This is a genomic window from Comamonas sp. SY3 (assembly GCF_041730275.1).
Lineage (GTDB): Bacteria > Pseudomonadota > Gammaproteobacteria > Burkholderiales > Burkholderiaceae_C > Comamonas > Comamonas sediminis.
The window spans coordinates 19,792-39,553 of sequence record NZ_JBGTYN010000008.1 but is presented as its reverse complement, the minus strand read 5'-3'; the positions used below and the strand labels follow the sequence as shown (position 1 = coordinate 39,553).

General features: G+C 66.8%; 18 protein-coding genes. 7 read left to right on the top strand and 11 right to left on the bottom strand.

The annotated features are described in order from the left end of the window. Positions 1-126 precede the first annotated feature (126 nt). The 3 genes from ACCQ08_RS12275 (at position 127) to ACCQ08_RS12265 (ending at position 3,359) form a co-directional block, all read left to right on the top strand. Positions 127-711, top strand: coding sequence for a tripartite tricarboxylate transporter TctB family protein (locus ACCQ08_RS12275; protein ID WP_239809134.1), 585 nt, complete (start codon positions 127-129; stop codon positions 709-711). Beyond that, complete coding sequence (locus ACCQ08_RS12270) at positions 711-2,225, top strand: tripartite tricarboxylate transporter permease (RefSeq protein WP_369460824.1); 1,515 nt, start codon at positions 711-713, stop codon at positions 2,223-2,225. Before ACCQ08_RS12275 ends, ACCQ08_RS12270 begins: the two co-directional genes overlap by 1 nt. Before the next feature lie 192 nt (positions 2,226-2,417). Then, complete coding sequence (locus ACCQ08_RS12265; RefSeq protein WP_373449950.1) at positions 2,418-3,359, top strand: DedA family protein/thiosulfate sulfurtransferase GlpE; 942 nt, start codon at positions 2,418-2,420, stop codon at positions 3,357-3,359. A 19-nt stretch (positions 3,360-3,378) separates the two neighbouring features. Here the strand turns inward: ACCQ08_RS12265 and ACCQ08_RS12260 are convergent, their stop codons facing one another. The 6 genes from ACCQ08_RS12260 to ACCQ08_RS12235 all read right to left on the bottom strand — a co-directional run bounded on the left by ACCQ08_RS12260 (position 3,379) and on the right by ACCQ08_RS12235 (position 9,012). Next, positions 3,379-4,626 carry a putative Na+/H+ antiporter gene (locus tag ACCQ08_RS12260; RefSeq protein ID WP_373449949.1) on the bottom strand — a complete coding sequence of 416 codons (1,248 nt, stop codon included), beginning with the start codon at positions 4,624-4,626 and terminating at the stop codon, positions 3,379-3,381. Between the two features lie 230 nt (positions 4,627-4,856). Beyond that, the gene (locus tag ACCQ08_RS12255; RefSeq protein ID WP_373450040.1) at positions 4,857-5,888 is read right to left on the bottom strand and encodes a transporter; all 1,032 of its coding nucleotides are present in this window, start codon (positions 5,886-5,888) and stop codon (positions 4,857-4,859) included. A 116-nt stretch (positions 5,889-6,004) separates the two neighbouring features. Further along, positions 6,005-6,169 carry a hypothetical protein gene (locus ACCQ08_RS12250; protein ID WP_239809129.1) on the bottom strand — a complete coding sequence of 55 codons (165 nt, stop codon included), beginning with the start codon at positions 6,167-6,169 and terminating at the stop codon, positions 6,005-6,007. A 15-nt stretch (positions 6,170-6,184) separates the two neighbouring features. After that, the gene (locus tag ACCQ08_RS12245; RefSeq protein WP_373449948.1) at positions 6,185-7,282 is read right to left on the bottom strand and encodes a YeeE/YedE thiosulfate transporter family protein; all 1,098 of its coding nucleotides are present in this window, start codon (positions 7,280-7,282) and stop codon (positions 6,185-6,187) included. Between the two features lie 83 nt (positions 7,283-7,365). Beyond that, positions 7,366-8,325, bottom strand: coding sequence for a rhodanese-like domain-containing protein (locus ACCQ08_RS12240; RefSeq protein ID WP_373449947.1), 960 nt, complete (start codon positions 8,323-8,325; stop codon positions 7,366-7,368). 141 nt (positions 8,326-8,466) lie between these two features. Beyond that, positions 8,467-9,012 (bottom strand): DUF4256 domain-containing protein, encoded by a 546-nt coding sequence (locus ACCQ08_RS12235; RefSeq protein WP_373449946.1) that lies wholly within the window; start codon positions 9,010-9,012, stop codon positions 8,467-8,469. Positions 9,013-9,118: 106 nt separating this feature from the next. On the opposite strand from ACCQ08_RS12235, the gene ACCQ08_RS12230 reads away from it, so the two are divergent. Beyond that, on the top strand, positions 9,119-10,009 hold the full coding sequence (locus tag ACCQ08_RS12230; RefSeq protein ID WP_239809125.1) for a plasmid replication/partition related protein: 891 nt from the start codon (positions 9,119-9,121) through the stop codon (positions 10,007-10,009). A gap of 30 nt (positions 10,010-10,039) precedes the next feature. Here the strand turns inward: ACCQ08_RS12230 and ACCQ08_RS12225 are convergent, their stop codons facing one another. The 3 genes from ACCQ08_RS12225 to hemH form a co-directional block, all read right to left on the bottom strand. Next, entirely contained in the window at positions 10,040-12,760 is a 2,721-nt protein-coding gene (locus tag ACCQ08_RS12225) for an AAA family ATPase (protein WP_373449945.1), read from the bottom strand. A gap of 90 nt (positions 12,761-12,850) precedes the next feature. Next, a complete protein-coding gene (locus ACCQ08_RS12220; RefSeq protein WP_373449944.1) occupies positions 12,851-13,318 on the bottom strand; it encodes an N-acetyltransferase family protein in 468 nt (155 codons plus the stop codon). 37 nt (positions 13,319-13,355) lie between these two features. Then, positions 13,356-14,405 (bottom strand): ferrochelatase, encoded by a 1,050-nt coding sequence (hemH, locus tag ACCQ08_RS12215; protein ID WP_373449943.1) that lies wholly within the window; start codon positions 14,403-14,405, stop codon positions 13,356-13,358. Between the two features lie 129 nt (positions 14,406-14,534). Between hemH and ACCQ08_RS12210 the strand changes: the two genes are divergently transcribed. From ACCQ08_RS12210 to ACCQ08_RS12200, 3 genes are all read left to right on the top strand, one after another. After that, on the top strand, positions 14,535-15,278 hold the full coding sequence (locus ACCQ08_RS12210; RefSeq protein ID WP_373449942.1) for an HAD-IA family hydrolase: 744 nt from the start codon (positions 14,535-14,537) through the stop codon (positions 15,276-15,278). A 127-nt stretch (positions 15,279-15,405) separates the two neighbouring features. Then, positions 15,406-16,380, top strand: coding sequence for a quinone oxidoreductase (locus ACCQ08_RS12205; protein ID WP_373449941.1), 975 nt, complete (start codon positions 15,406-15,408; stop codon positions 16,378-16,380). Positions 16,381-16,467: 87 nt separating this feature from the next. Then, positions 16,468-17,403 carry a LysR family transcriptional regulator gene (locus ACCQ08_RS12200; RefSeq protein ID WP_312835380.1) on the top strand — a complete coding sequence of 312 codons (936 nt, stop codon included), beginning with the start codon at positions 16,468-16,470 and terminating at the stop codon, positions 17,401-17,403. Positions 17,404-17,410: 7 nt separating this feature from the next. Here the strand turns inward: ACCQ08_RS12200 and hpnE are convergent, their stop codons facing one another. Next, a complete protein-coding gene (gene hpnE, locus ACCQ08_RS12195) occupies positions 17,411-18,724 on the bottom strand; it encodes a hydroxysqualene dehydroxylase HpnE (RefSeq protein WP_373449940.1) in 1,314 nt (437 codons plus the stop codon). Further along, the gene (gene hpnD / locus ACCQ08_RS12190; protein WP_133855478.1) at positions 18,725-19,567 is read right to left on the bottom strand and encodes a presqualene diphosphate synthase HpnD; all 843 of its coding nucleotides are present in this window, start codon (positions 19,565-19,567) and stop codon (positions 18,725-18,727) included. Positions 19,568-19,762 lie beyond the last annotated feature (195 nt).

Sequence of the window (19,762 nt, the reverse complement as noted above, 5' to 3'; positions counted from 1 at the left end):
TGCGCTGCGCATTGCGCTTCCCTTTGCCATCTGTCTGAGGCACCGGCCTGGCCCGGTGCCCGGCTGGGCTGTTGCCGCCTGATCGGTGGCGCGGGGCGGCGCCGTCATCTTTTCAGGAGTTTCGATATGAGCAACACCGCAGATTCTTCGGGGCCCGGCGCCAACGGCGCCGCCGCGCCTGCGCCGGAGGCTTTCGAGCATGCGCACACGCCGCGCACCACCTCGCAGCTGCTGGTCGGCATAGCGGTCCTGGTGATCGCCGGCCTGCTGTCCTGGGGTGCTTTGCACATCCCCTCGCAAGCGGGCTACAGCGGCGTGGGGCCTGATTTTCTGCCCTGGCTGTCTGCCAGCGTGCTGGGCCTGTGCGGCATCTGGCTGTGCTGGGAGGCGCTGACCGGCGGCTTCCACCACCTCGATGCCCCCGATGGCGCCCAGCATGGTGACTGGGGCGCGCTCACCTGGGTCTGTGCGGGGCTGATCAGCAGCGCGGCGCTGATCACTACGTTGGGCTTCATCCTCAGCTGCAGCCTGTGCTATGTGCTGGCCACGCAAGGGCTGCGCCGCGCAACCGGCCAAACGCAGGCGGGCTCGTTCAAGACCATGGGCAAGGACCTGGTGACGGGTCTGCTGATTTCTGCGCCCGTGTTCTGGGCCTTTACCCAATTCCTGGCAATCAACTTGCCCGGACTGACCGAGACAGGGTGGCTGTGATGGATATTTTCAATGCACTGATCCAAGGCTTCATGACGGCGGCCACGCCGGTGAACCTGCTCTGGGCCCTGGTGGGCTGCGCGTTGGGCACGGCGGTGGGCGTGCTGCCCGGCATCGGCCCTGCGGTGGCGGTGGCGATGCTGCTGCCGATCACGGCCAAGGTCGAGGTGACCGCCTCGATGATCTTCTTTGCCGGCATCTACTACGGCGCCATGTATGGCGGCTCGACCACCTCAATCCTGCTCAACACCCCCGGTGAGACGGCGAGCATGGTAACGGCGATGGAGGGCAACAAGATGGCCAAGAGCGGGCGCGCCGGTGCGGCGCTGGCGACCTCGGCCATCGGCTCCTTTGTGGCCGGCACGATTGCGACCGTGGTGGTGACCTTGTTCGCACCGACCGTGGCCGAGTTTGCCGTGCGCCTGGGCCCGCCCGAGTACTTCATGCTGATGGTGCTGGCCTTTACCACCGTCAGTGCGGTGCTGGGCAAGAGCAGCCTGCGCGGATTGACCGCCTTGTTCCTGGGCCTGGCCGTGGGTTGCATCGGCATGGACCAGATCACCGGCGCCGCGCGCTACACGATGGGCAAGCCCGAGCTGCTCGATGGCATCGACATCGTGCTGGTCGCCGTGGGCCTGTTTGCGGTGGCCGAGGTGCTGTACTTTGCGCTCTACGAAGCCAAGACCCGCGATACGCAAAACAAAATGGGCCGCGTGCACATGACGCGCCGCGACTGGAAGCGCTCGGTACCCGCCTGGATCCGTGGCACGGTCATCGGCACGCCGTTTGGCTGTATCCCTGCGGGCGGCACCGAGATCCCGACCTTTCTGAGCTATGCGGCCGAGAAAAAACTGGCCAAGGGCGATGACAAGGCCGAGTTCGGCAGCACCGGCGCCATCGAAGGCGTGGCCGGCCCTGAAGCGGCCAACAATGCGACGGTGACGGCGGCACTGATCCCGCTGCTGACCCTGGGCATTCCCACCAGCAACACCACCGCGGTGCTGCTGGGTGCGTTCCAGAACTACGGCATCAACCCCGGCCCCCAGCTGTTCACCAGCTCGGCAGCGCTGGTGTGGGCGCTGATTGCCTCGCTCTACATCGGCAATGTGATGCTGCTGGTGCTGAACCTGCCGATGGTCGGCATGTGGGTCAAGCTGCTGAAGATCCCCAAGCCGCAGCTCTATGCCGGCATCCTGATTTTCGCCACTGTCGGCGCCTATGGCATGCGCCAGAGCACCTTCGATCTGTTCCTGCTGCTGGGCATTGGCGTGCTGGGCGTGGTGATGCGGCGCTTTGACTTCCCCACCGCCCCTGTGGTGGTGGGCATGATCCTGGGCCCGCTGGCCGAGGCCCAGATGCGCAACGCGGTCGCCATTGGCGAGGGCAGCTGGACCATCTTCCTGCAGCGCCCGATGTCGCTGACCTTGATCATCATCGTGCTGGCGGTGCTGATCGTCCCCCGGGTTTTGAAGTGGATGGGCAACAAAAAGGCGCTGCAAGCTGCAGCGGCCTGATGCCCGGCACCTCCACCGGTCCTTCTCTTGGCACCCTGCGGGGTGCCTTTTTTATGCCTTTGCCATGCGCGTCGTTCCCGTGCTGCAACACTGTATTGCCCATTTGCGGGCTAGGCAGTGGCGGTGCCATGGCCTACCATTTGCAGATTACCAACTGGTGCTGCCAAGGCAGCGTGGAAACGGCCTGCGTTCATGGATTTCATTGTTGCCCTGGTGCGCGAATACGGTGTTGGCATCGTCTTTCTCAATGTGCTGATCGAGCAGTTGGGCGCGCCCATTCCCGCTTATCCGGTGCTGATGGTCACCGGTGCCATCCACGGCGGTTCGCTGCCGCAGCAGTTGCTGCTGATCGCGGTGGCGGTGTTGGCGGCGTTGGTCGCAGATGGCGTCTGGTATGCGATGGGGCGGCGCTACGGCAGGCGGGTGCTGGCCCGGGTCTGCAAGATTTCGCTGTCGCCCGACTCCTGCGTGCAGAACACCGAATCGCTCTACGGCCGCTGGGGCGCCAAGTCGCTGCTGATCGCCAAGTTTGTGCCCGGCTTTGCGTCGATTGCCAGCGCGCTGGCCGGTGCCGTGGGCACCACGCCGAGCCGCTTTGTGCTGTTCGATGGCCTGGGCGCCTTGCTCTGGGTGGGCTCGGCAGTGCTGCTGGGGGGGCTGTTCAGCTCCACGGTCGAGGACCTGTTGGCCGTGCTCGCGCAGCTGGGCCAGTGGGGCTTGCTGCTGCTGGGCATTGTGTTTGCCGTCTTCATTGCGCGCCGCTGGTGGAGCCGCCGCCAGGTGATCCGCTCGCTGCGCATGGAGCGGCTCACCGTCGATGAACTCAATGACATGCTCGGTGGCGATGAACTGCCCGTCATCCTCGATGTGCGTGCCGGCACGGCGTTCGAGGCATCGCACATCCCCGGCGCGCATTCCTATGATCCGCATGCCAAGGGTGCGCGGCTGCCGGCCATCGACCCCGAGGCCTCGGTCATCATCTACTGCGCCTGCCCCAATGAGGTATCGGCTGCCCGCATGGCCCAGCTGCTGCGCCGCGCCGGCATCCGGCGGGTGCGGCCGCTGCTGGGCGGTATCGATGCCTGGGTCGATGCGGGCTACCGGGTGCAGGGCAGCAGCGCCGCACCTGCGTGACAGCTTTCAAGGCCGGGTTTTACAGGCAGAGAAAAGCCAGTGCTGCAATGGCCGTGGGCAGCAAGGCGCCCAGCAACAGGCCGCCAATGCTGATGGTGGCGTTGCTGAAGCCGTGCTTGAGCAAGGCCACACCGGCGGGGTTGGGGGCATTGGCAATCACCGTCAGGCCACCACCGGCGACGGCACCGGCCATCAGCATGTACTTGGCCGCGTCGCTCATGCCTTCGATCTGCGAGCCCAGGTAGGTCAGTGCCGCGTTGTCGGTGATGGCGGTCAGGCCCAGCGCCCCAAAGAACAGCACCAGCGGTGCCATGCTGGCCACCAGCGGCTGCAGCCACCAGCTTTGCAGGCCGCCCAGCACCACCAGGCCGGCCAGGAAAAAGCCCACCAGCAGTGCCTCCTTGAGGATCAGCGGGCTTTGGTACCTGGCATAGGCATGGGTGTAGCCCAGAAACAGCAGAAACACGCCCAGGAACAGCACCGGGTGGTGGGCCAGCACGACCACCGCCGCCAGCAGGGCCGCATGCACGGCCACCACACCCAGCGGCATGGCCGGCTGCGCATCGTCGCTTGGCGGTGCTGCTGCCAGATGGGCGCGCATGCACCAGGCAGCAATACTGGCGTTGACCAGCACCGCAATCACCGCTTTCCAGCCAAACTGGCTCAGCATGAAGGCGCTGTCCCAGCCCCAGGTGGCCGCCACCATCAGCACCGGCGGGGCGGCATAAGAGGTGAGCGTGCCGCCAATCGAGATGTTGACGAAGAGCACGCCCAGCGCCAGGTACTTGAGGCGGGTGGGCATGCGCGGGGTGAAGACCAGCGGGGCCAGGGTCAGTGCGGCAATGGTCATCGCTGCTGGCTCGGTGATCAGCGAGCCCATCAGCGGCACGGCGGCCAGGCCCAGCCAGGCCAGGCTCAGGGCGGTGGGCAGCGGCGTGGCGCTGGCCAGTGTGGCCAAGCTGCGCTGCACCGTCATCACGATGGGGCGGGACGCCGCCATCACCATGACGACAAAGACGAACAGGGGTTCGGTGTAATTGCGCGACTCGGCGTAGTCAATGGCCTGGGATGGCCCGCTGGCAAAGGCCATGACACCGATCAGCACCATGGCCCAGAAGCCGAAGACGATCTCGACCTCGCCCAGCAGATGGAAGACACCCGCGTGGCGCGGGTAGCGGTGTGACAGGCGCTCGAATTGCTTGGCAAGAAAGGTGTGGGCCAGCGCGATGGCAAAGATGCCAGCGGCCAGGTGCTTGATCGCAAACATGAAGGTGCTCCGATGCGAAGCATGCAAGCGTTTGCAGGCGGCGGGGCGTGCACGTGGGTGGCAGCGGCCGCAGGCAAAAGTGTGCAGGCAACAATGTTCCAGCGAGGCGGCCCGACCTTCGCTCACAACCTGCCGCTACACCCTATGTGACGACACCCAAGCCCTCCATTTTACAAAAAAATAATCAGTTATGAGTTTTCAATGTCTTTTTGCAGACGCGCAACACGGTCTCAGGCCGGCGGGTGGCGGCGCTTGCTACGCAGCCACCAGGCCGCGATCAACGAGAACAGCACGATCACCCCGACCAGCAGCCAGAAGCCCAACGGATCCTGGCTGAGCGGAATGCCGCCCACATTCATGCCAAACAGGCCGGCCATCATGTTCACCGGCAGGGCCAGCACGGTGATCATCGTCAAGGTGTAGAGCGAGCGGTTGGTGTCTTCGTTGATGCCGGCGGCAATCTCTTCCTGCAACAGCTTGATGCGCTCTTCGAGCGACTGCATATCGCGCAGGAAGACGGAAAACTCCTCGCTGGCCGCACGCAGCGCATGCAGGTCTTCATCCTGCATCCACTGCGGCGGCGTCTGCAGCAGGCGGAACATGGCCGAAGGCTCAGGCGCCAGCAGGCGCTTCAAGCGCACCAGCAGGCGGCGCAGCGCGCCCAGCTGGCGCGGCTGCATGCGGGTGCGCCCGCCCAGCATGGTGTCCTCGATCTGGTCAACGCGGTGGGTCACATCGCGCACGATGCGCACCAGCACATCGGCCTGGGCGCGCAGCAGGCGCTCCAGCAGCTGCGGGCTGGAGCCGGGCGTGTCACCCTGGCGAATCTGCTGGCGCAGCGCATCGACCGAGCGCAGCGGGTGGGCGCGCGCCGATATCACCCACTGGGGCGAGGCCTGGATCCACATCGTGTGGATGTCGCTGGACTCGAACTGGAAGTCGAAATCGATGTCGTTGATGACGGCGAGCAGCGCATCATCCATGCGCTCGATACGGGTCGAGGCCAGGCCATCGCGCAGCGCCTCGAAGTACTGCTCATCGAGCGCCGCATACTGCTGCAGCCAGCGCAGGCAGTGGGCATGGGAGAGGTTGAAATGCAGCCAGATAAAGCCCGTGCTGTGGGGCGGCGCGGCCAGCCAGGCCTGCGCTTGCTCGGCATTCAGCGCGGTGGCCGGGCCATGGCCGTCAAAGGCATAGCCCCAGATCAGGCCGCTGTTGTCGTGGGGGGAGACCAGCGGGAGCGGGTCGGGCTCCCGCGGCAGGGGTTCTCGTTCAAGATAGCACTCCGGGGACGGGCGGTTGCCCCTCGCCAAACCCGGTATTTTTGGCCGCTATCGTGAATTTTTCATGACAAAGCCATGACGCGCCCCGGGCGCACTCAGTCGGGCATCGAGCAGTGGCCGCCGCTGGCGTGCTGGCCCGAGCCCGCAGCGATCAACGGGGCCTCGTAGCGCAGGTCAACGGGCTGGCTGTGGACATAATCCCAGGCGATGAAGGCGACCAGCAGCACCCAGAACGTGCTGCGCAAAACGGTGGTGTTCATATGCGGCTCCTGCGCTTAAAAACCAAAATGGCGGCGAATGCGCAGCCCGAAGATCGTGCCGGCAAAGGCCAGCGGCACCCAGATCCAGCCATGGATGCTGCCGGTGCTGATGCCCGAGAGCATGGCGCCGACATTGCAGCCGAAGGCCAGGCGCGAGCTATAGCCCAGCACCAGGCCGGCCACCAGGGCCACCAGCCACTGCGTGCCGGTCAGCGCCTTGGCGGCGGCGGGCTTGCCGGCTGCCATCCACAGCGCACCGGCCAGAATGCCGATGTTGGTGATGCTGGTGATGTCCAGCAGCACGGTCTCGTGCAGACGCTGGGCATTGCCCGGCTGGCTCCAGAACCAGTTGCCTGCCAGGTCCACGATGCCGGTGCCATTGGCGACCTTGGCGGCCCAGAGGCCAAAGCCATAGACGACGCCCCATGGCTGGCCGGCAATCACCAGGTTCAGGGTCGCGAAGATGGCCAGGCCGATCGCGCCCATGACCCACTTGCGCTGCCACAGGCCGGGCATGCTGCGCTGCTGCGCCGCATTGGCCTTGGCGCAATAGGCCTTGACCGCAAAGCCGATGACGGCCAGCGCCGCCAAGGTGGCGAGCAGCGCAGGCAGCCAGCCCCAGGTGCTGACCAGGCCCATGGCCGGCATGCGGCCCAGGTCCAGCCACCAGCCCAGATGCAGCGATCCCAGAAAGCTGCCGATCGCGAACATCGGCAGGATGGCTGTGTTCATCGGGATGCCCATGCCCGCCTTGTACAAGGTGCCGCTGCCGCAGCCATCGGCAATCTGCATGCACAGGCCAAACACAAAGGCCCCCACCAGCAGGCTGATGCTGGGTGGGCCCAGCGCGGCCGTCAGCTCAGGGTAGTGGCCCAGCAGCGGCATGGCCATGGCGGCGGCCAGTGCCAGCAGCAGCAACTGGCCAAATACGCCGCGCGGGTCCTTGTCCTCAACCAGCATGCGCCAGCCGGTGGTAAAGCCAAAGCGCTGGCCGGCCAGGATGGCACCCAGACCGATACCAACCAGGAACAGCGCCGCCTGGCGCAGCGATACCGACCACAGCAGCCAGCCAAAAAAGGCCGCCATCAGGATCGACAAGGGAAGTCGTTTCATCACGATCACCGTTGAGAGTCAATACAACAAAAAGCTGCCAGCACCTTTGCGGGAGTGCTGGCAGCCAAAGAACCGGGTCTGGCTTACTTGAACTTGCGCTGCCACCATTGCTTGGCGTCATAGGCCAGCGATTCGGCGCGGCCGGGCTGGTTTTCCATCGCCGGGGCATCGGGCTGCTGGGTCCAGTCCACCATCGAGCCGGCATACAGCTTGACATTGGGCAGGCCAGCCATCTCGCTCAGGCCAAACCAGTCGGTGGCGGCCCAGTGGCCGGTATTGCAGAAGGCGACAGTGTCCTGGCCGTCCTTGCGGCTGACCTTGTCGGCGATCTGCCGGGCAGTGGCCGGGTCGACAAACTGAGCCGTGCCCTTGACAAACCACTGGTTGAAATCCAGCTGCTGCGCGCCGGGCAGGGTGCCCGAGAGCTTGGCCGCTGGCGCCCGCGTCTTGCCCTGGTAGAAGGCATCGGGGCGGGAATCGACCAGCGCGGCATTGCTCAGATCCACATGGGAGCGCACCTGGTCACGCGTGGCGATCAGGCTTTCGTCCAGCACGGGCTGGTAGCTGCTGGCCTGCACCTGGGGCGCCTCGGTGCTGACCGGCTTGCCGTCGGCCACCCAGGTCTTCATGCCCCCGTTGACGATGGACAGCTCCTTCAAACCCAGCACCTTCAGGCTCCAGTAGACCCGTGCCATCGCGCCAAAATCGGTGGCATCGGCGCCAGTGGATACGACCACCGCATGCGTGGCCGGGGTCAGGCCCAGCGACTGCACCAAGGCCGTGAGCTTGGGCAGATCGGGCAGCTCTCCGGGGTTGGTGGCCGGGCCGCGCCACTTGCCATAGGGCGCATTGAGCGCGCCGGGGATATGGCCTTCGGCATAGAGCTTGGGCTCGCGGATATCGATGACGACAGGCGCAGCAGCGCCTTGCTGGGCGCTGGCCAGCTCGGCCGGGCTCAAGAGCGGTTGCGCGGCATGGGCTGCCGTGAGCCAGCTGCTGGCCAACAGGGCGCTGGCCACAGCCAGATGGCGAAAGGTTGTCATGGCAATAGCTTGTAGAGGCAAATCAATGGGCTCTATTGTCCCGCGATTGCAGTCTGCGAGCAGGTTGTGCGCAGATTGAATATATGGCGGTAAGGTTATATACCCTGAGGGAATAAAGGCCGCGCTGCCTGCCTGGTTTGTCTAAACCCAGAGCCCGGCGCGAAAGCCGCGTGCCGCGTAATAGGACTGCACGCCATTGTGGTAGCTGAACACGCGCTCATAGCGCCGGTCGCCAAACAGTGCGCCCCCAAGGCGGCGCATCTCCTGGGGCGTGGCCAGCCAGCTCGAGGTCTTGCAGTCAAACGCGCCCAGGGTCTGCAGATGGCGGTACTGCAGCTCGTCGAGCAATTGCACGCCCATCGCGTCGGCCATGCCCTGCGCACTGCCGGCGGGCCTGTTCTCCTTGCGCGCGGCCAGTGCCTGCTCGTCAAAGCAGAGGCTGCGCCGGCCGCTGGGGCTTTCGGCGGCGCAGTCGGCAAACAGCAGCTGGCCGCTGGCACTGTCCTGCAAGATGACATCAGGCTCGCCGCCGGTGGCCTCCATCTGGGCCAGCGCTTGGTGGGCGGCCGTGTTCCTGTCCAGGCGCTGCAGCACCTGCGCCCATGCCAGTTGGGAGTGGCGCGGCATATGGGCCTCAAAGCGTGCCTGCAGCAGGGCCATCAATGCCTGCAGTTCGGTCTTGTTCATGGCGTTCAAATCCTTGTCAAGCGGCTGCCACTTTTGCGCACTTCTACAATCGGCGCAAGCTTTTTCAAGGATTACCCAACGGCGGCACCTGCCGCCGCGCTGCATTATGGATATTGTTGTCAACGAAGAACTCAAGGCCTACATCGACCCGCTGACCCCTGACGAGCATGCCTCGCTGGAGCGCAGCATCCTGGCCGAAGGCTGCCGCGATGCGCTGGTGCTCTGGGGCAATGTGCTGGTTGACGGCCACAACCGCTACGGCATCTGCCAAAAGCATGGCCTGCCTTTCAACACGGTACAGAACACCCAGTTCCAGTCGATGGAGGATGTCTACCTGTGGATGATCGACCAGCACCTGGGGCGCCGCAGCGTGTCGGATTTTCAGCGTGGCGTATTGGCGCTGCGCAAGCGCGAGATTCTGGAGCACCGCAAGCTGGAGAAGGCCCACCCGGTGGCTGCACAGCCGGCCGAAGGCGAGGCGCCAGCGGTCAGCAACGCCGATGAGGCTTTCTCGCCGGTCGATGCCGCCGAGCTGGAAAAGGTCGCCACCCGCGAGGCCATCGCCAAGGCGGCCCGGCTGTCGAGCAGCCAGGTGGCGCAGATCGAGAAGATCCAGAAGAGCGCCGCGCCTGCGCTGGTTGAGGCCTTGAAGGCCGGCGATATCTCCATCAATGCTGCCGCCGTGGTGGCCAGCCTGCCGCATGACGAGCAGCAGGCCGCTGCCCAAGGCGGCAAGGATGGCTTGAAGCAGGTGGTCAAGCAGGTGCGCGAGGCCAAGCGCAAGCCCAAGGAGGAGGCCCCCGAAGCCCAGGAACCGGCCAGCGCACCCTCGGCCGCGCATGGCGCCGAAGCGGTCGATGCCGCGCTGGACAAGGCCCAGCAGCAGATCAGCGACCTGCGCGCCCGCGTGCAGGAGCTGGAACTGGAAAACGCCCAGCTGCGCCTGCAGCTGGCGGCAGCGTCGTCGCAGGATCTGCCGGTCCCCGACGAGGCCTGATCGAGGCTTTCTGCCTTTCGCCCTCCGCCTTTAATCCAGCGGCGGGCGCTTGGCCGGCTTGGGCAGCAGCCGCTGGCGGGAACGCTGCGCACGGGGCCGCGCAGCGTCGGCACGCTGGCAGGCCAGGCGGTATTGCAGCAGGCTGGCCTCGGCCGCCTGCACCAGCGCAAGCGGCAGGCGCTGAGCCTCGGGCATCGGGTGCGGGGCGCTCGCGGGCAGGTCGCACTGGTCCATCAACAGCGCCAGGCCCTGACCCACATGCGCGGCCGTGTAGACATGGAACTGCCCGGCCTCCACCGCCTGTACCACCCGCTCGGCCAGCATCAGATGGCGCTGGTTGCGTGCGGGGATCAGCACGCCGTGGCTGCCATCCAGGCCTTGCTCGGCGCACAGGTCAAACCAGCCTTCGATCTTTTCATTGAGGCCGCCCACGGGCAGCACCTCGCCATGCTGGTTGAGCGCGCCGGTGACGGCGATGCTCTGGCGCAGCGGCAGGCCCGACAGCGATGACAGCAGCGCATAGAGCTCGGCGCAGCTGGCCGAGTCACCTTCGACACCACTGTATTCCTGCTCGAACACGACCGAGGCATTGAGCGCGAGTGGCGCCAGATGGCCAAACAGGGCCGTCAGATAGCCTTGCAGAATCAGCACACCCTTGTCGTGGATGGGGCCGGACATGGCCACCTCGCGCTCGATGTTCATCACCCCTTCCTGGCCGGCATGGGTGCGCGCGCTGATGCGCACCGGCAGGCCAAAACGGTGGTCGCCGGTGTCGATCTGCGACATGCCATTGATCTGGCCGACCTGGCTGCCGGCAAAGGAGATCAGGTGCTCGCCGTCGCTGATCGCCGCATGCAGGTCCTGCTCCATCGCGTTGTGGCGCAGGCGCTGCGCGGCCAGCGCGGCTTCGACATCGGCGGCCTGCACCAGACGGTCCTGCCCTGAGCGCCGGGCGCGCTGCGCGCTCTCCAGCAGCAAGGCTTCGAGCTGGTTCAAGCGGCCGCTTTGGCGCTGCTGGTCATCGGCCTCGCGGTGGGATTGCTCCAGCAGCCGGGCGACCGCACCGGCGTCGCAATGCGGCATCTGGTAGAGCTTGCAGCGCTGCGCCATCAGTGCAGCGGTGGCGCGGTAGGTGGCGGCCGAGGCCTTGAACTGCTCGGCAAAGTCGACCTTGACCCGAAAACGCCGCGCCATGTCGGGGTCGCTCTCCTGCAGCTGGTAGTAGGCCTCTTCGGAGCCGACGAGTACGAGCTTGAAGTTCAGCGGCAGCAGCTCGGGCAGCATCGCGCCGCTGCTGCTGGGGCCTTGCGCGGCATGGGCATCTTCAATGCGCAGTTGGCGCGTGCGCAGCACCCGGCGCAGTGCCTGCCAGCTGTCCTCGTCGCCCAGCAGGTCGCGCAAGTGCAGCATCAAAAAACCGCCATCGGCACGCAGCACGCTGCCCGCGCGGATGCAGGAGAAATCGCTGCGGCGCTCGTCCTCCTCGGGCGGGTCGATGGTGCCAAACAGGTTGCGCAGGCTGGGCTGGTCCTCCAGCACCACGGGGGCATAGGCCTCGCCATGGTGGTCGACGATCAGGTTGAGCTGGCTGAGCGCGCGCAGCGCCTTGCGCTTGGCCTCCAGCAGGGCGCGGGCATCGTCGCGCGCATCCTGGCTTTCGCCTTCGCCCTCGATGCTGTCGGTCTGGTCGAGCAGCGCATCGGCATCCTGCGCAATGCTGCCCGGCACCCACAGCGCCATGTTCTTGAGCCACTCGGCCTGCATCTGCGACAGCCAGCGCTGCAACGTGGCTGCATGCTCGGCGCTGGGCGTCAGGCCATCGAGCACCTGCGCCGATGCGGCTTGCCAGAGCGGCGTGGCCAAGGATTGGTAGAACAGGTTCAGCGCCGCATCGCGCGCCATCTGTGCCTGCCGCACCTGGCCCCGGAACTGTGCCAGCTGCACGCGCAGCTGGTATTCCAGGTCTTCGGCGGGTGCTGCAGTGCCGGGGGCCTCTGCGGCGTCCTCGCCTTCTCCGGGCGCCAGCAGCAGTGCAGGGTCGGCCTCGGTATCTGCCTGGGGCAGGGTGGCATTTTCCAGCACGGGCGGCTGCTCTTGCTGCACACCAGCCGCAGGCGGGCCGGCATCCGGGCCGGTGGGGTCGCCAGGCGCGTTGTCCTGGCTGTCCACCACCAGCTGGCCTTCCTCGCGGCGAATGCGCAGGCCGGCGCCCTGCGCCCAGTCGTGCAGCGTGCCAAAGGCAGCTTCTTCCGCCTGGCGGGCCTGGTTGTACAGCTGCTCGATCTGGCTGCGGTGCTGCGCTTGCTGCACGGCTTTGTCGAGCTGCTCGGGCAGCTTGTCGACCATGGCCTCGATGCGGCGGCGCAGGCTGCGGCCCTGGCCGGCGGGCAGGCGCAGCGCCTGGGGGCGCTCGGGCACGGCGAAGTTGTGCACAAAGGCGATATCTTGCGCAGCGGGGCGGCGCTGCGCCTCGGCCTGCATGGCTTGGCGCAGCAGCGATGTGCGGCCGCTGCCTTCCTCGCCCAGCACAAACAGGTGGTAGTCGGGCGGGTCCATCGCCAGGCCAAACTCGGCCGCCGCCTGCGCGCGTTGCTGGCCGATCCAGGAGAAGGGCTCCTGCACCAGCTCGGCGGTGCTGGCAAAGCCCAGTTGGGCCGGGTCAATGCGCAGGCGCAGCTGGTCGGCCTGCAGCAGCTCGGCGCACAGCAGCGGGTTGGCAGGTGGGGAAGGGGTCAATGGCGTGTCGGACAAGGGGATATTTTTCTGGAGGGCCCCAGGCGCGCGGGGCGTCTGGGGCCTTGTGGGTGGGTCGAGGGGTGCCTGGGCAAAGCGCAAACGGGGCTAGAGCGCCAGCCGCATGATGTGCTGCGGGCCGTAGCCGCCATCCAGGTACAGCTCGCCGGTGTCTTCAAAGCCGCACTGGCGGTACAGCGGTATCGCGGCGGCATTCTTGCAGTTCACCGTCAGAAACACCGCAGCGGCGTCCACGCCTTGCGCCCGCAGGTAGTCGGGCAGCGCCTGCAGGCTGCGCTTGGCCAGGCCCTTGCCCTGAAAACGCTGGTCGACGAAGAAGCTGCGCAGGCCCACGCTGTCCGCCGACGCAAAGGGGTAGTGCTGCGCGTAGTCCTGGTCGATCAGGAAAAAGCCGGCGATCTGCCCGCCATCGCCAATCAGATGGGCGCCGAGCCGGGGATGCAGCTCGGCCAGGGTCTGCGCGATCGGGGCGACAAAGGGCCGCTGCGCCTCGTGCAGCGACAGGCCCAGCACGCGCTCGCGCTGCTCGGGCCGGTAAGGGGAGAGGATGGTCATCGTGGTGCGGTCTCTGGCGGCGTGGTGCGGGGGCGGCTCAGCGGGGCTGGAATGGCGCCGTGCCGGTGTCCCAGCCTTGCAGATGCTGCAGGGCCAGTTCGCGCAGCGCCTGGATCCAGCGGGGCTGGTCGTTCAAACAGGCAATGTAGTCGAACTGCTGGCCGCCTGCATGCACGAAGGCTTCGCGCACCTCCTGGTTGATCTCTTCGAGCGTTTCCAGGCAATCGGCGGGAAAGCCCGGGCACATGACCTGCACATGGCGCAGGCCTTGCTGGGCCAGCGCGATCAGGCTCGGCTCGGTATAGGGCTCCAGCCATTTGGCCTTGCCAAAGCGCGACTGAAAAGTAAGCATGTACTCGCTATCGGCCAGGCCCAGCTCGGCGGCCAGCAGGCGGGCCGTCTCCTGCGAGTGCTGCTGGTAAGGGTCGCCCAGGCGTACATTGCGCTCGGGGATGCCATGGAAGCTCATCACCAGCTTGGGCGCGCGGCCGTCCAGCTGCCACTGCTTGCGCACGCTCTGGGCCAGTGCCTGGATATAGCCGGGATCGCGGTGGTAGCTGCGCACAAAGCGGATCTCGGGGATGTCGCGCGCGCTGGCGCACCAGGCATTGACTGCATCGACCACGCTGGCGGTGGTGGTGGCCGAGTACTGCGGGTACAGCGGCAGCACCAGCACGCGGCGCACGCCCTCGGCCTTGAAGGCATCGAGCTGGCTCGCGATCGAGGGGTTGCCGTAGCGCATCGCTGGCCGCACCAGCACCTGGTGGCCCGCTTCGCCCAGGGTGCCGCGCAGCAGCTTGGCCTGCTTCTCCGTCCAGACGGCCAGCGGCGAGCCCTCGGGCATCCAGACGCTGCGGTACTTGGCGGCCGACTTGGCCGGGCGGGTGCGCAGGATCACCCCGTGCAGCAGCGGCTTCCAGACCAGCGGCGGAGTCTCGACGACGCGCTGGTCGCTCAGGAACTCGGCCAGGTAGCGGCGCGTGGCTGCCGTGGTGGGCGCATCCGGTGTGCCCAGGTTGCACAGCAGAATGCCGGTTCTGTCAGGAAGGGGTTGGCCAAGAGGCTCGGGTCGGAAGCGTGAAACCATGGCTGGGATTGTCGCAGCTTGGCAGCGGGCCCCGGCGCATACCCCTGGCCGCAGCGGGCCTGCGCGCCATTGTCCGACACCGGACCGCTGGGGCGCGCTGGCCCGCAGCGATCCGCTATGCTTGGCGCCATGCTCGATCTCTCCCGAATCCGTGCCATCAGCCTTGATCTGGATGACACCCTCTGGCCGGTGCTGCCGACCCTGAAGGCGGCCGAAGCCGCACAGCACGCATTTTTGCTGGCCCATGCGCCGGCGACCGCCGCATTGCTGCAGGACGCGGCCGAGGCCCAGCGCATCCGCCAGTCGGTGCGCGATGACTTTGTGCACCTGTCGCATGACATGACGCATTTCCGCCAGCAGTTCATCCGCCGCGCGCTGCAGCAAAGCGGTGGCGATGAGGCGCTGGTCGAGGCCGTATTTGCCCAGTTCTTTGCCGCCCGCAACCGGGTGACCTGGTTTGCCGAGGTCGAAGACGCGCTGGCCTGGCTGTCCTCGCGCTACCCGCTGGTCGCCGTCTCCAACGGTAATGCCCAGCTGGACCTGGTGGGCCTGTCGCCCTGGTTTGTGGCCAGCACCAGCGCGCGTGAGGTGGGCGTGGCCAAGCCCGACCCGCGCATTTTTGCAGCCGCTTCCGAGCGCGCCGGTATCGGTCTGCCCGCCTTCTTGCATGTGGGCGATGACGCCGAGCTGGATGTGCAAGGCGCCTTGGCCTGCGGCATGCAGGCCGCCTGGGTGCAGCGCCAGGAGCTGGACCACCACCAGCGTACCGAGGCAGGCCTGGCCTTGCGCTGGCCGTTGAGCAGCCCCCCGCCCCAGGCGCTGGTGCGCAATCTGACCGAGTTGTGTGAGCTGCTGGGGCGTCCCGCTGCCTGACAGTGCAGCATCGCCATGGGCGGTGATTGCTGCACCCACTGCAGCTATCAACTGTATGGTGCGCTATTTATCAGTAGCCGTGCAGGCTCTAAGCTGGCGCCATCGACAAAACCGCAAGGAGTGATGCATGGCGCAAGTGATTCGTTTGGCAGCGGCCGGTGGCCCGGAATGCATGCAAATGCAGCAGTGGGAAATGGCCGCACCCGGCCCGGGCGAGGTCTTGCTGGCGCAGCAGGCAGTCGGTGTGAACCCGCTCGATGTGCTGCAGCGCAAAGGTATTGCGCCCATCCCGCTGCCCTCGGGCCTGGGACTGGAAGGCGCAGGCACCGTGCTGGCGCTCGGCTCTGGGGTGAGCCAGTTTGCCGTCGGCGACCGGGTGGCCTATGCCACCGGCCCGCTGGGCGCCTATGCCAATGAACGCCTCTACCCGGCCGAGCGCCTGGTCAAGCTGCCCGATGGTATCAGCGCCGAGCAGGCCGCCGCCGTGCTGTTCAAAGGCATTACCGCGCAGTACCTGCTGACGAGCACCTATGCCGTCGGCCCCGGCACCATCGTGCTGCTCTATGGCGCATCGGGCGCAGTGGGGCAGTTGATGGCCTCCTGGGCCAAGCATTGGGGCGCCACCGTCATTGGCGTCGTCTCGAAACCGCAAAGCCAGGCACGGGCGCTGGCCGCCGGTTGCGACCAGGCACTGGTGTTCGATCCCCAGACCCTGGCCGCACAGCTGCGCGACGCCACCGGCGGCCGCATGGCCGATGTGGTCTATGACGGCCTGGGCAAGCTGTCCTTTGCCGCATCGCTGGACTGCCTGCGCCCCCGGGGCCTGATGGTGTCCTTTGGCGCGACCACCGGTGCACCGCCCGCCATCGACATGGCCACGCTCAACGCCAAGGGCTCGCTCTACATCACCCGCCCCTCGCTGGCCGCGCATACCGCGACCGCGGCCGAGTACCAGCAGCGCGCCAGCGCCGTGCTGCAGGCGGTGGAGCAGGGCATCATCCAACCAGCCATTGGGCGCCGCTATGCGCTGGCGGAAGTGGCTGCCGCGCATGCCGATCTGGAGGCGGGGCAGACCCAGGGGGCTGTGGTGCTGCTGCCTTGATGCCAAGCCGCTGCAGCGGCGGCATCGCCGCATCGTCCACCGTGTCTTGGCCTATAGTGCGGACACCAGCCACTCCGCCCCACCACCATGCCCCTGCTCGACAGCCAACACGCCGATGAACTCAGCGCCTTGCTGGCGGTGTTCGATGCCGGGTCCTTTGTCGCAGCCGCTGCGCAGTTGCAGCGCCACCCGACGGTGCTGTCGCGCCGGCTGAGTGCGCTGGAGGCACGGTTGGGGATTCGCTTGCTGGAGCGGTCCACGCGCCAGCTGCGGTTTACCAGCGCAGGCCAGCATTTTGTGGCCCAGGTGCGCGAGGCCATGGCCTTGCTGGACCAGGCGCAGCGCCAGGCCAGCGAGGCCGCAGCAGTTGTGCGCGGGTCGCTGCGGCTGTCGTTGCCGGCCAGCATGGGGCGGCGCTGGCTCAGCCCCATGGTGGCGGGGTTTGCCAAGGCCCATCCGCAGGTGGTGATGGATGTGGAGTATGCCGAGCGCTTTGTCGACATCATCGGTGAGCATTTTGATGCCGCGATCCGCATCGGTTCGCTGGCCGACAGCAGCCTGGTGGCGACCCGGCTGTGCGACCACCGGCGCCTGGTCTGCGCTGCACCCAGCTATCTGGCCGAGCAGGGCTGGCCGCATACGCCGCAGGATCTGGCCCGGCACCGTTGCCTGGGCTTTACCGGGCTGCGCAGTTATCCGCAGTGGCAGTTCTCGCGCGGGGCCGAATCCTGCCTGGTCAGCATCCGCGCCAGCATGGTCAGCAATGACAACGAGGCCTTGCTGGTGGCCGCACGCCAGGGCCTGGGCATCATTGCGGGCGGCGACTGGCTGCTGGGCCCCGAAGTGGCCGCGGGCCATTTGCAGGAAGTGTTGCCGCAGTGGCAGCTGCAGGCCGATGCCGGCATCTACCTGGTGCGGCCGTCCAGCCAATGGAGCAGTGCCGCATCCAGCGCCTGGCGCGACTGGGTGATTGCGCATTTTGCGCAGGGTGCGCCTTGGCGCCAGGCTGCGGGTGCTATCTGAATCCTGATCAGGCCAGCGCGTGGGCGGCGGCGATGCCGCTGCGCACGGCGCCTTCCAAGGTAGCGGGGTAGGGCCCGTCGATATAGTCGCCGCAGGCCAGCAGGCCGGGCGCAATCAGCATGCCGGGGCGCTGCATGCCGGGGGTACAGGCAAAGGTGGCGCGTTTTTCGACAACGGTTTTGAGGGGCTGCAAGGCCAGGCCCAGTTGGGCTTGTGCCTGGGCGATGACCTGCTGCTCGATCTCGGCGCGGTCGCCTTCGCTGGTGCTAATGACAAAGGCCAGGAGGCCGGCAGGGTCGCTCAGCTGGGCACGGTCAAACACAAACTGTGCCGGCTGGCTGGGGCTGCTGTGCAGCGCCAGCCAAGGCGCATGCAGGCTATGGCCTTGGACGTCGGGGGCCGGGTTCCAGGCGTAGACCGTGGCAATGGCGGTATGCGTCAGGCTCCCGGCGTCGTCGGCCCAGGCCAGGGCTTCGGCATGGTCGTTGGCTGGATGGGAAAACGCGGCTTGCACCAGGCGCGCGGCCTCCCAGGCCGGGCAAGCCAGCAGGACCTGGTCATAGTGTTGGCCCTGGATCTGCCAGCCAGCACCGGCCTGCACCAGCTGCGGCACCCGGCTGCCCAGATGGCAGTCATGGCCCCGGGCCTGCAGCCAACTGGCGGCGGCAACGGGAAACAGCTGGCCCAGGTCCACCAGCGGCAGCCAGAAGTGCGAACCCTTGTCGACCGCGAACAGGCTGTCTTGCAGCACGCGCAGAAAGACCTGGCCGCTGGCCTGGTGCAGGGGGGTGTTCAGCGCCGAGATGCACAGCGGGTCAAAAAACTCGGCCAGCAGGCGCGGGGGCAGGCCGGCGCAGAGATCGGCCACGCTGGCCTGTGGCGCGCAGCGAAAGCCCTGGCGTTGCCAGGCAGCGGCCCGGCGCAGCAGATGCAGCCGCTCCAGCAAGGACCAGCCTTTGGCCGTCGCGATGCCGATCAGCGCATCCCAGGGCGGGGATCTGTCAGGAAAACGGATGCCCCGGCCATCGGGGTAGCGCATGGCCAGCGGCCGTTGGATGAACGACGCATCGGTGCTGACGCCTACTCGCTCCATCAGCGCGCGGCAGGCGGTGTAGGCGCCAATCAGAATGTGCTGGCCGTTGTCGACGGTGATCTCTTCGCGGCTGGGCAAGGCCAAGGCCAGACCGCGCGCGCGGCCGCCCCAGTGGGCTGAGGATTCCCAGACCGTCACTTGGTGGGCGCTGGCCGAGGCGAGCTCGACGGCGGCGGCCATGCCGGCCCAGCCGCCCCCGACCACGGCGATGCGTTGGCTGCGGGCCACTTACATGCGGCCCAGGGCTTGCATGCGCCAGGCCAGCCAGAGCTTGCGCAGCGGCGTCAGACTCACGCGCTGGTGCAGCACCTGGAACTTGTCCTGCTCGATCTCGCGCAGCAAGGTGCGGTAGATGCTGGCCATCATCAACCCGGGCTTTTGCGCACGGTAGTCGGCCTGCGGCAGCAAGGCCAGAGCCTCGTCATAGAGCTGGTGGGCGCGCTGGGCCTGGAAACGCATCAGCGCCTCGAAGCGGTCCGAGTACTTGCGGTTGAGAATCTCGTGCGCCTTCACATCGAACTGCTGCAGTTCGTTGACGGGCAGGTAGATGCGGCCGCGCATCGCGTCCTCGCCCACATCGCGGATGATGTTGGTGAGCTGGAACGCCAGCCCCAGCTTGTGCGCGTACTGCGTGGTTTGCGGGCTGGTCTGGCCAAAGATGCGGGCTGCCACTTCGCCGACGACGCCGGCCACCAGGTGGCAGTAACGCTGCAGGCCGGGAAAATCCAGATAGCGGGTTTGCTCCAGGTCCATCTGGCAGCCCTCGATCACCGCCAGCAGGTGTTCGGCCTGGATCGAGAATGCGCTGGCATGCGGCATCAGCGCCTGCATCACGGGGTGGCTGGGCTGGCCGGCAAAGCTTTTGCGGACCTCGCTCTGCCACCAGGCCAGCTTGGTCGCTGCCACGCCCGGGTCGCTCACCTCGTCGACGACATCGTCAACCTCTCTGCAAAAGGCGTAAAAGGCGGTGATCGCTGCACGCCTGTCCTTGGGCAGAAAGAGGAAGGCATAGTAAAAGCTGCTGCCTGAGGCGGCGGCCTTGTTTTGAACATACTGCTGGGGCGTGGTCATAAGCGCCGTATTGTCCCATGGGCCAGAGGCCCGGGAAGCGATTACCCCGGCGACAGCGGCTCCAGCCGTTGCCGCGCCTTGCCGCGCGGGTACCTCGGGCGGGGCGCCGCAGCCTGAACTGCCTGCAGCAACGGGGTGAGCGCTTGCACAGCTTTGTTGACATTGCCCGCGGACTGCGCTGGCGGATACCAAGGC

What these genes read in the sequence shown, in the direction of transcription:
- hpnD (WP_133855478.1), bottom strand. Translation starts at nt 19,567, where the DNA reads ATGACCACGCCCCAGCAGTATGTTCAAAACAAGGCCGCCGCCTCAGGC.
- ACCQ08_RS12265 (WP_373449950.1), top strand. Translation starts at nt 2,418, where the DNA reads ATGGATTTCATTGTTGCCCTGGTGCGCGAATACGGTGTTGGCATCGTC.
- ACCQ08_RS12230 (WP_239809125.1), top strand. Translation starts at nt 9,119, where the DNA reads ATGGATATTGTTGTCAACGAAGAACTCAAGGCCTACATCGACCCGCTG.
- ACCQ08_RS12260 (WP_373449949.1), bottom strand. Translation starts at nt 4,626, where the DNA reads ATGTTTGCGATCAAGCACCTGGCCGCTGGCATCTTTGCCATCGCGCTG.
- ACCQ08_RS12235 (WP_373449946.1), bottom strand. Translation starts at nt 9,012, where the DNA reads ATGAACAAGACCGAACTGCAGGCATTGATGGCCCTGCTGCAGGCACGC.
- ACCQ08_RS12220 (WP_373449944.1), bottom strand. Translation starts at nt 13,318, where the DNA reads ATGACCATCCTCTCCCCTTACCGGCCCGAGCAGCGCGAGCGCGTGCTG.
- ACCQ08_RS12270 (WP_369460824.1), top strand. Translation starts at nt 711, where the DNA reads ATGGATATTTTCAATGCACTGATCCAAGGCTTCATGACGGCGGCCACG.
- ACCQ08_RS12200 (WP_312835380.1), top strand. Translation starts at nt 16,468, where the DNA reads ATGCCCCTGCTCGACAGCCAACACGCCGATGAACTCAGCGCCTTGCTG.
- ACCQ08_RS12250 (WP_239809129.1), bottom strand. Translation starts at nt 6,169, where the DNA reads ATGAACACCACCGTTTTGCGCAGCACGTTCTGGGTGCTGCTGGTCGCC.
- hemH (WP_373449943.1), bottom strand. Translation starts at nt 14,405, where the DNA reads ATGGTTTCACGCTTCCGACCCGAGCCTCTTGGCCAACCCCTTCCTGAC.
- ACCQ08_RS12240 (WP_373449947.1), bottom strand. Translation starts at nt 8,325, where the DNA reads ATGACAACCTTTCGCCATCTGGCTGTGGCCAGCGCCCTGTTGGCCAGC.
- ACCQ08_RS12245 (WP_373449948.1), bottom strand. Translation starts at nt 7,282, where the DNA reads ATGAAACGACTTCCCTTGTCGATCCTGATGGCGGCCTTTTTTGGCTGG.
- ACCQ08_RS12205 (WP_373449941.1), top strand. Translation starts at nt 15,406, where the DNA reads ATGGCGCAAGTGATTCGTTTGGCAGCGGCCGGTGGCCCGGAATGCATG.
- ACCQ08_RS12275 (WP_239809134.1), top strand. Translation starts at nt 127, where the DNA reads ATGAGCAACACCGCAGATTCTTCGGGGCCCGGCGCCAACGGCGCCGCC.
- ACCQ08_RS12210 (WP_373449942.1), top strand. Translation starts at nt 14,535, where the DNA reads ATGCTCGATCTCTCCCGAATCCGTGCCATCAGCCTTGATCTGGATGAC.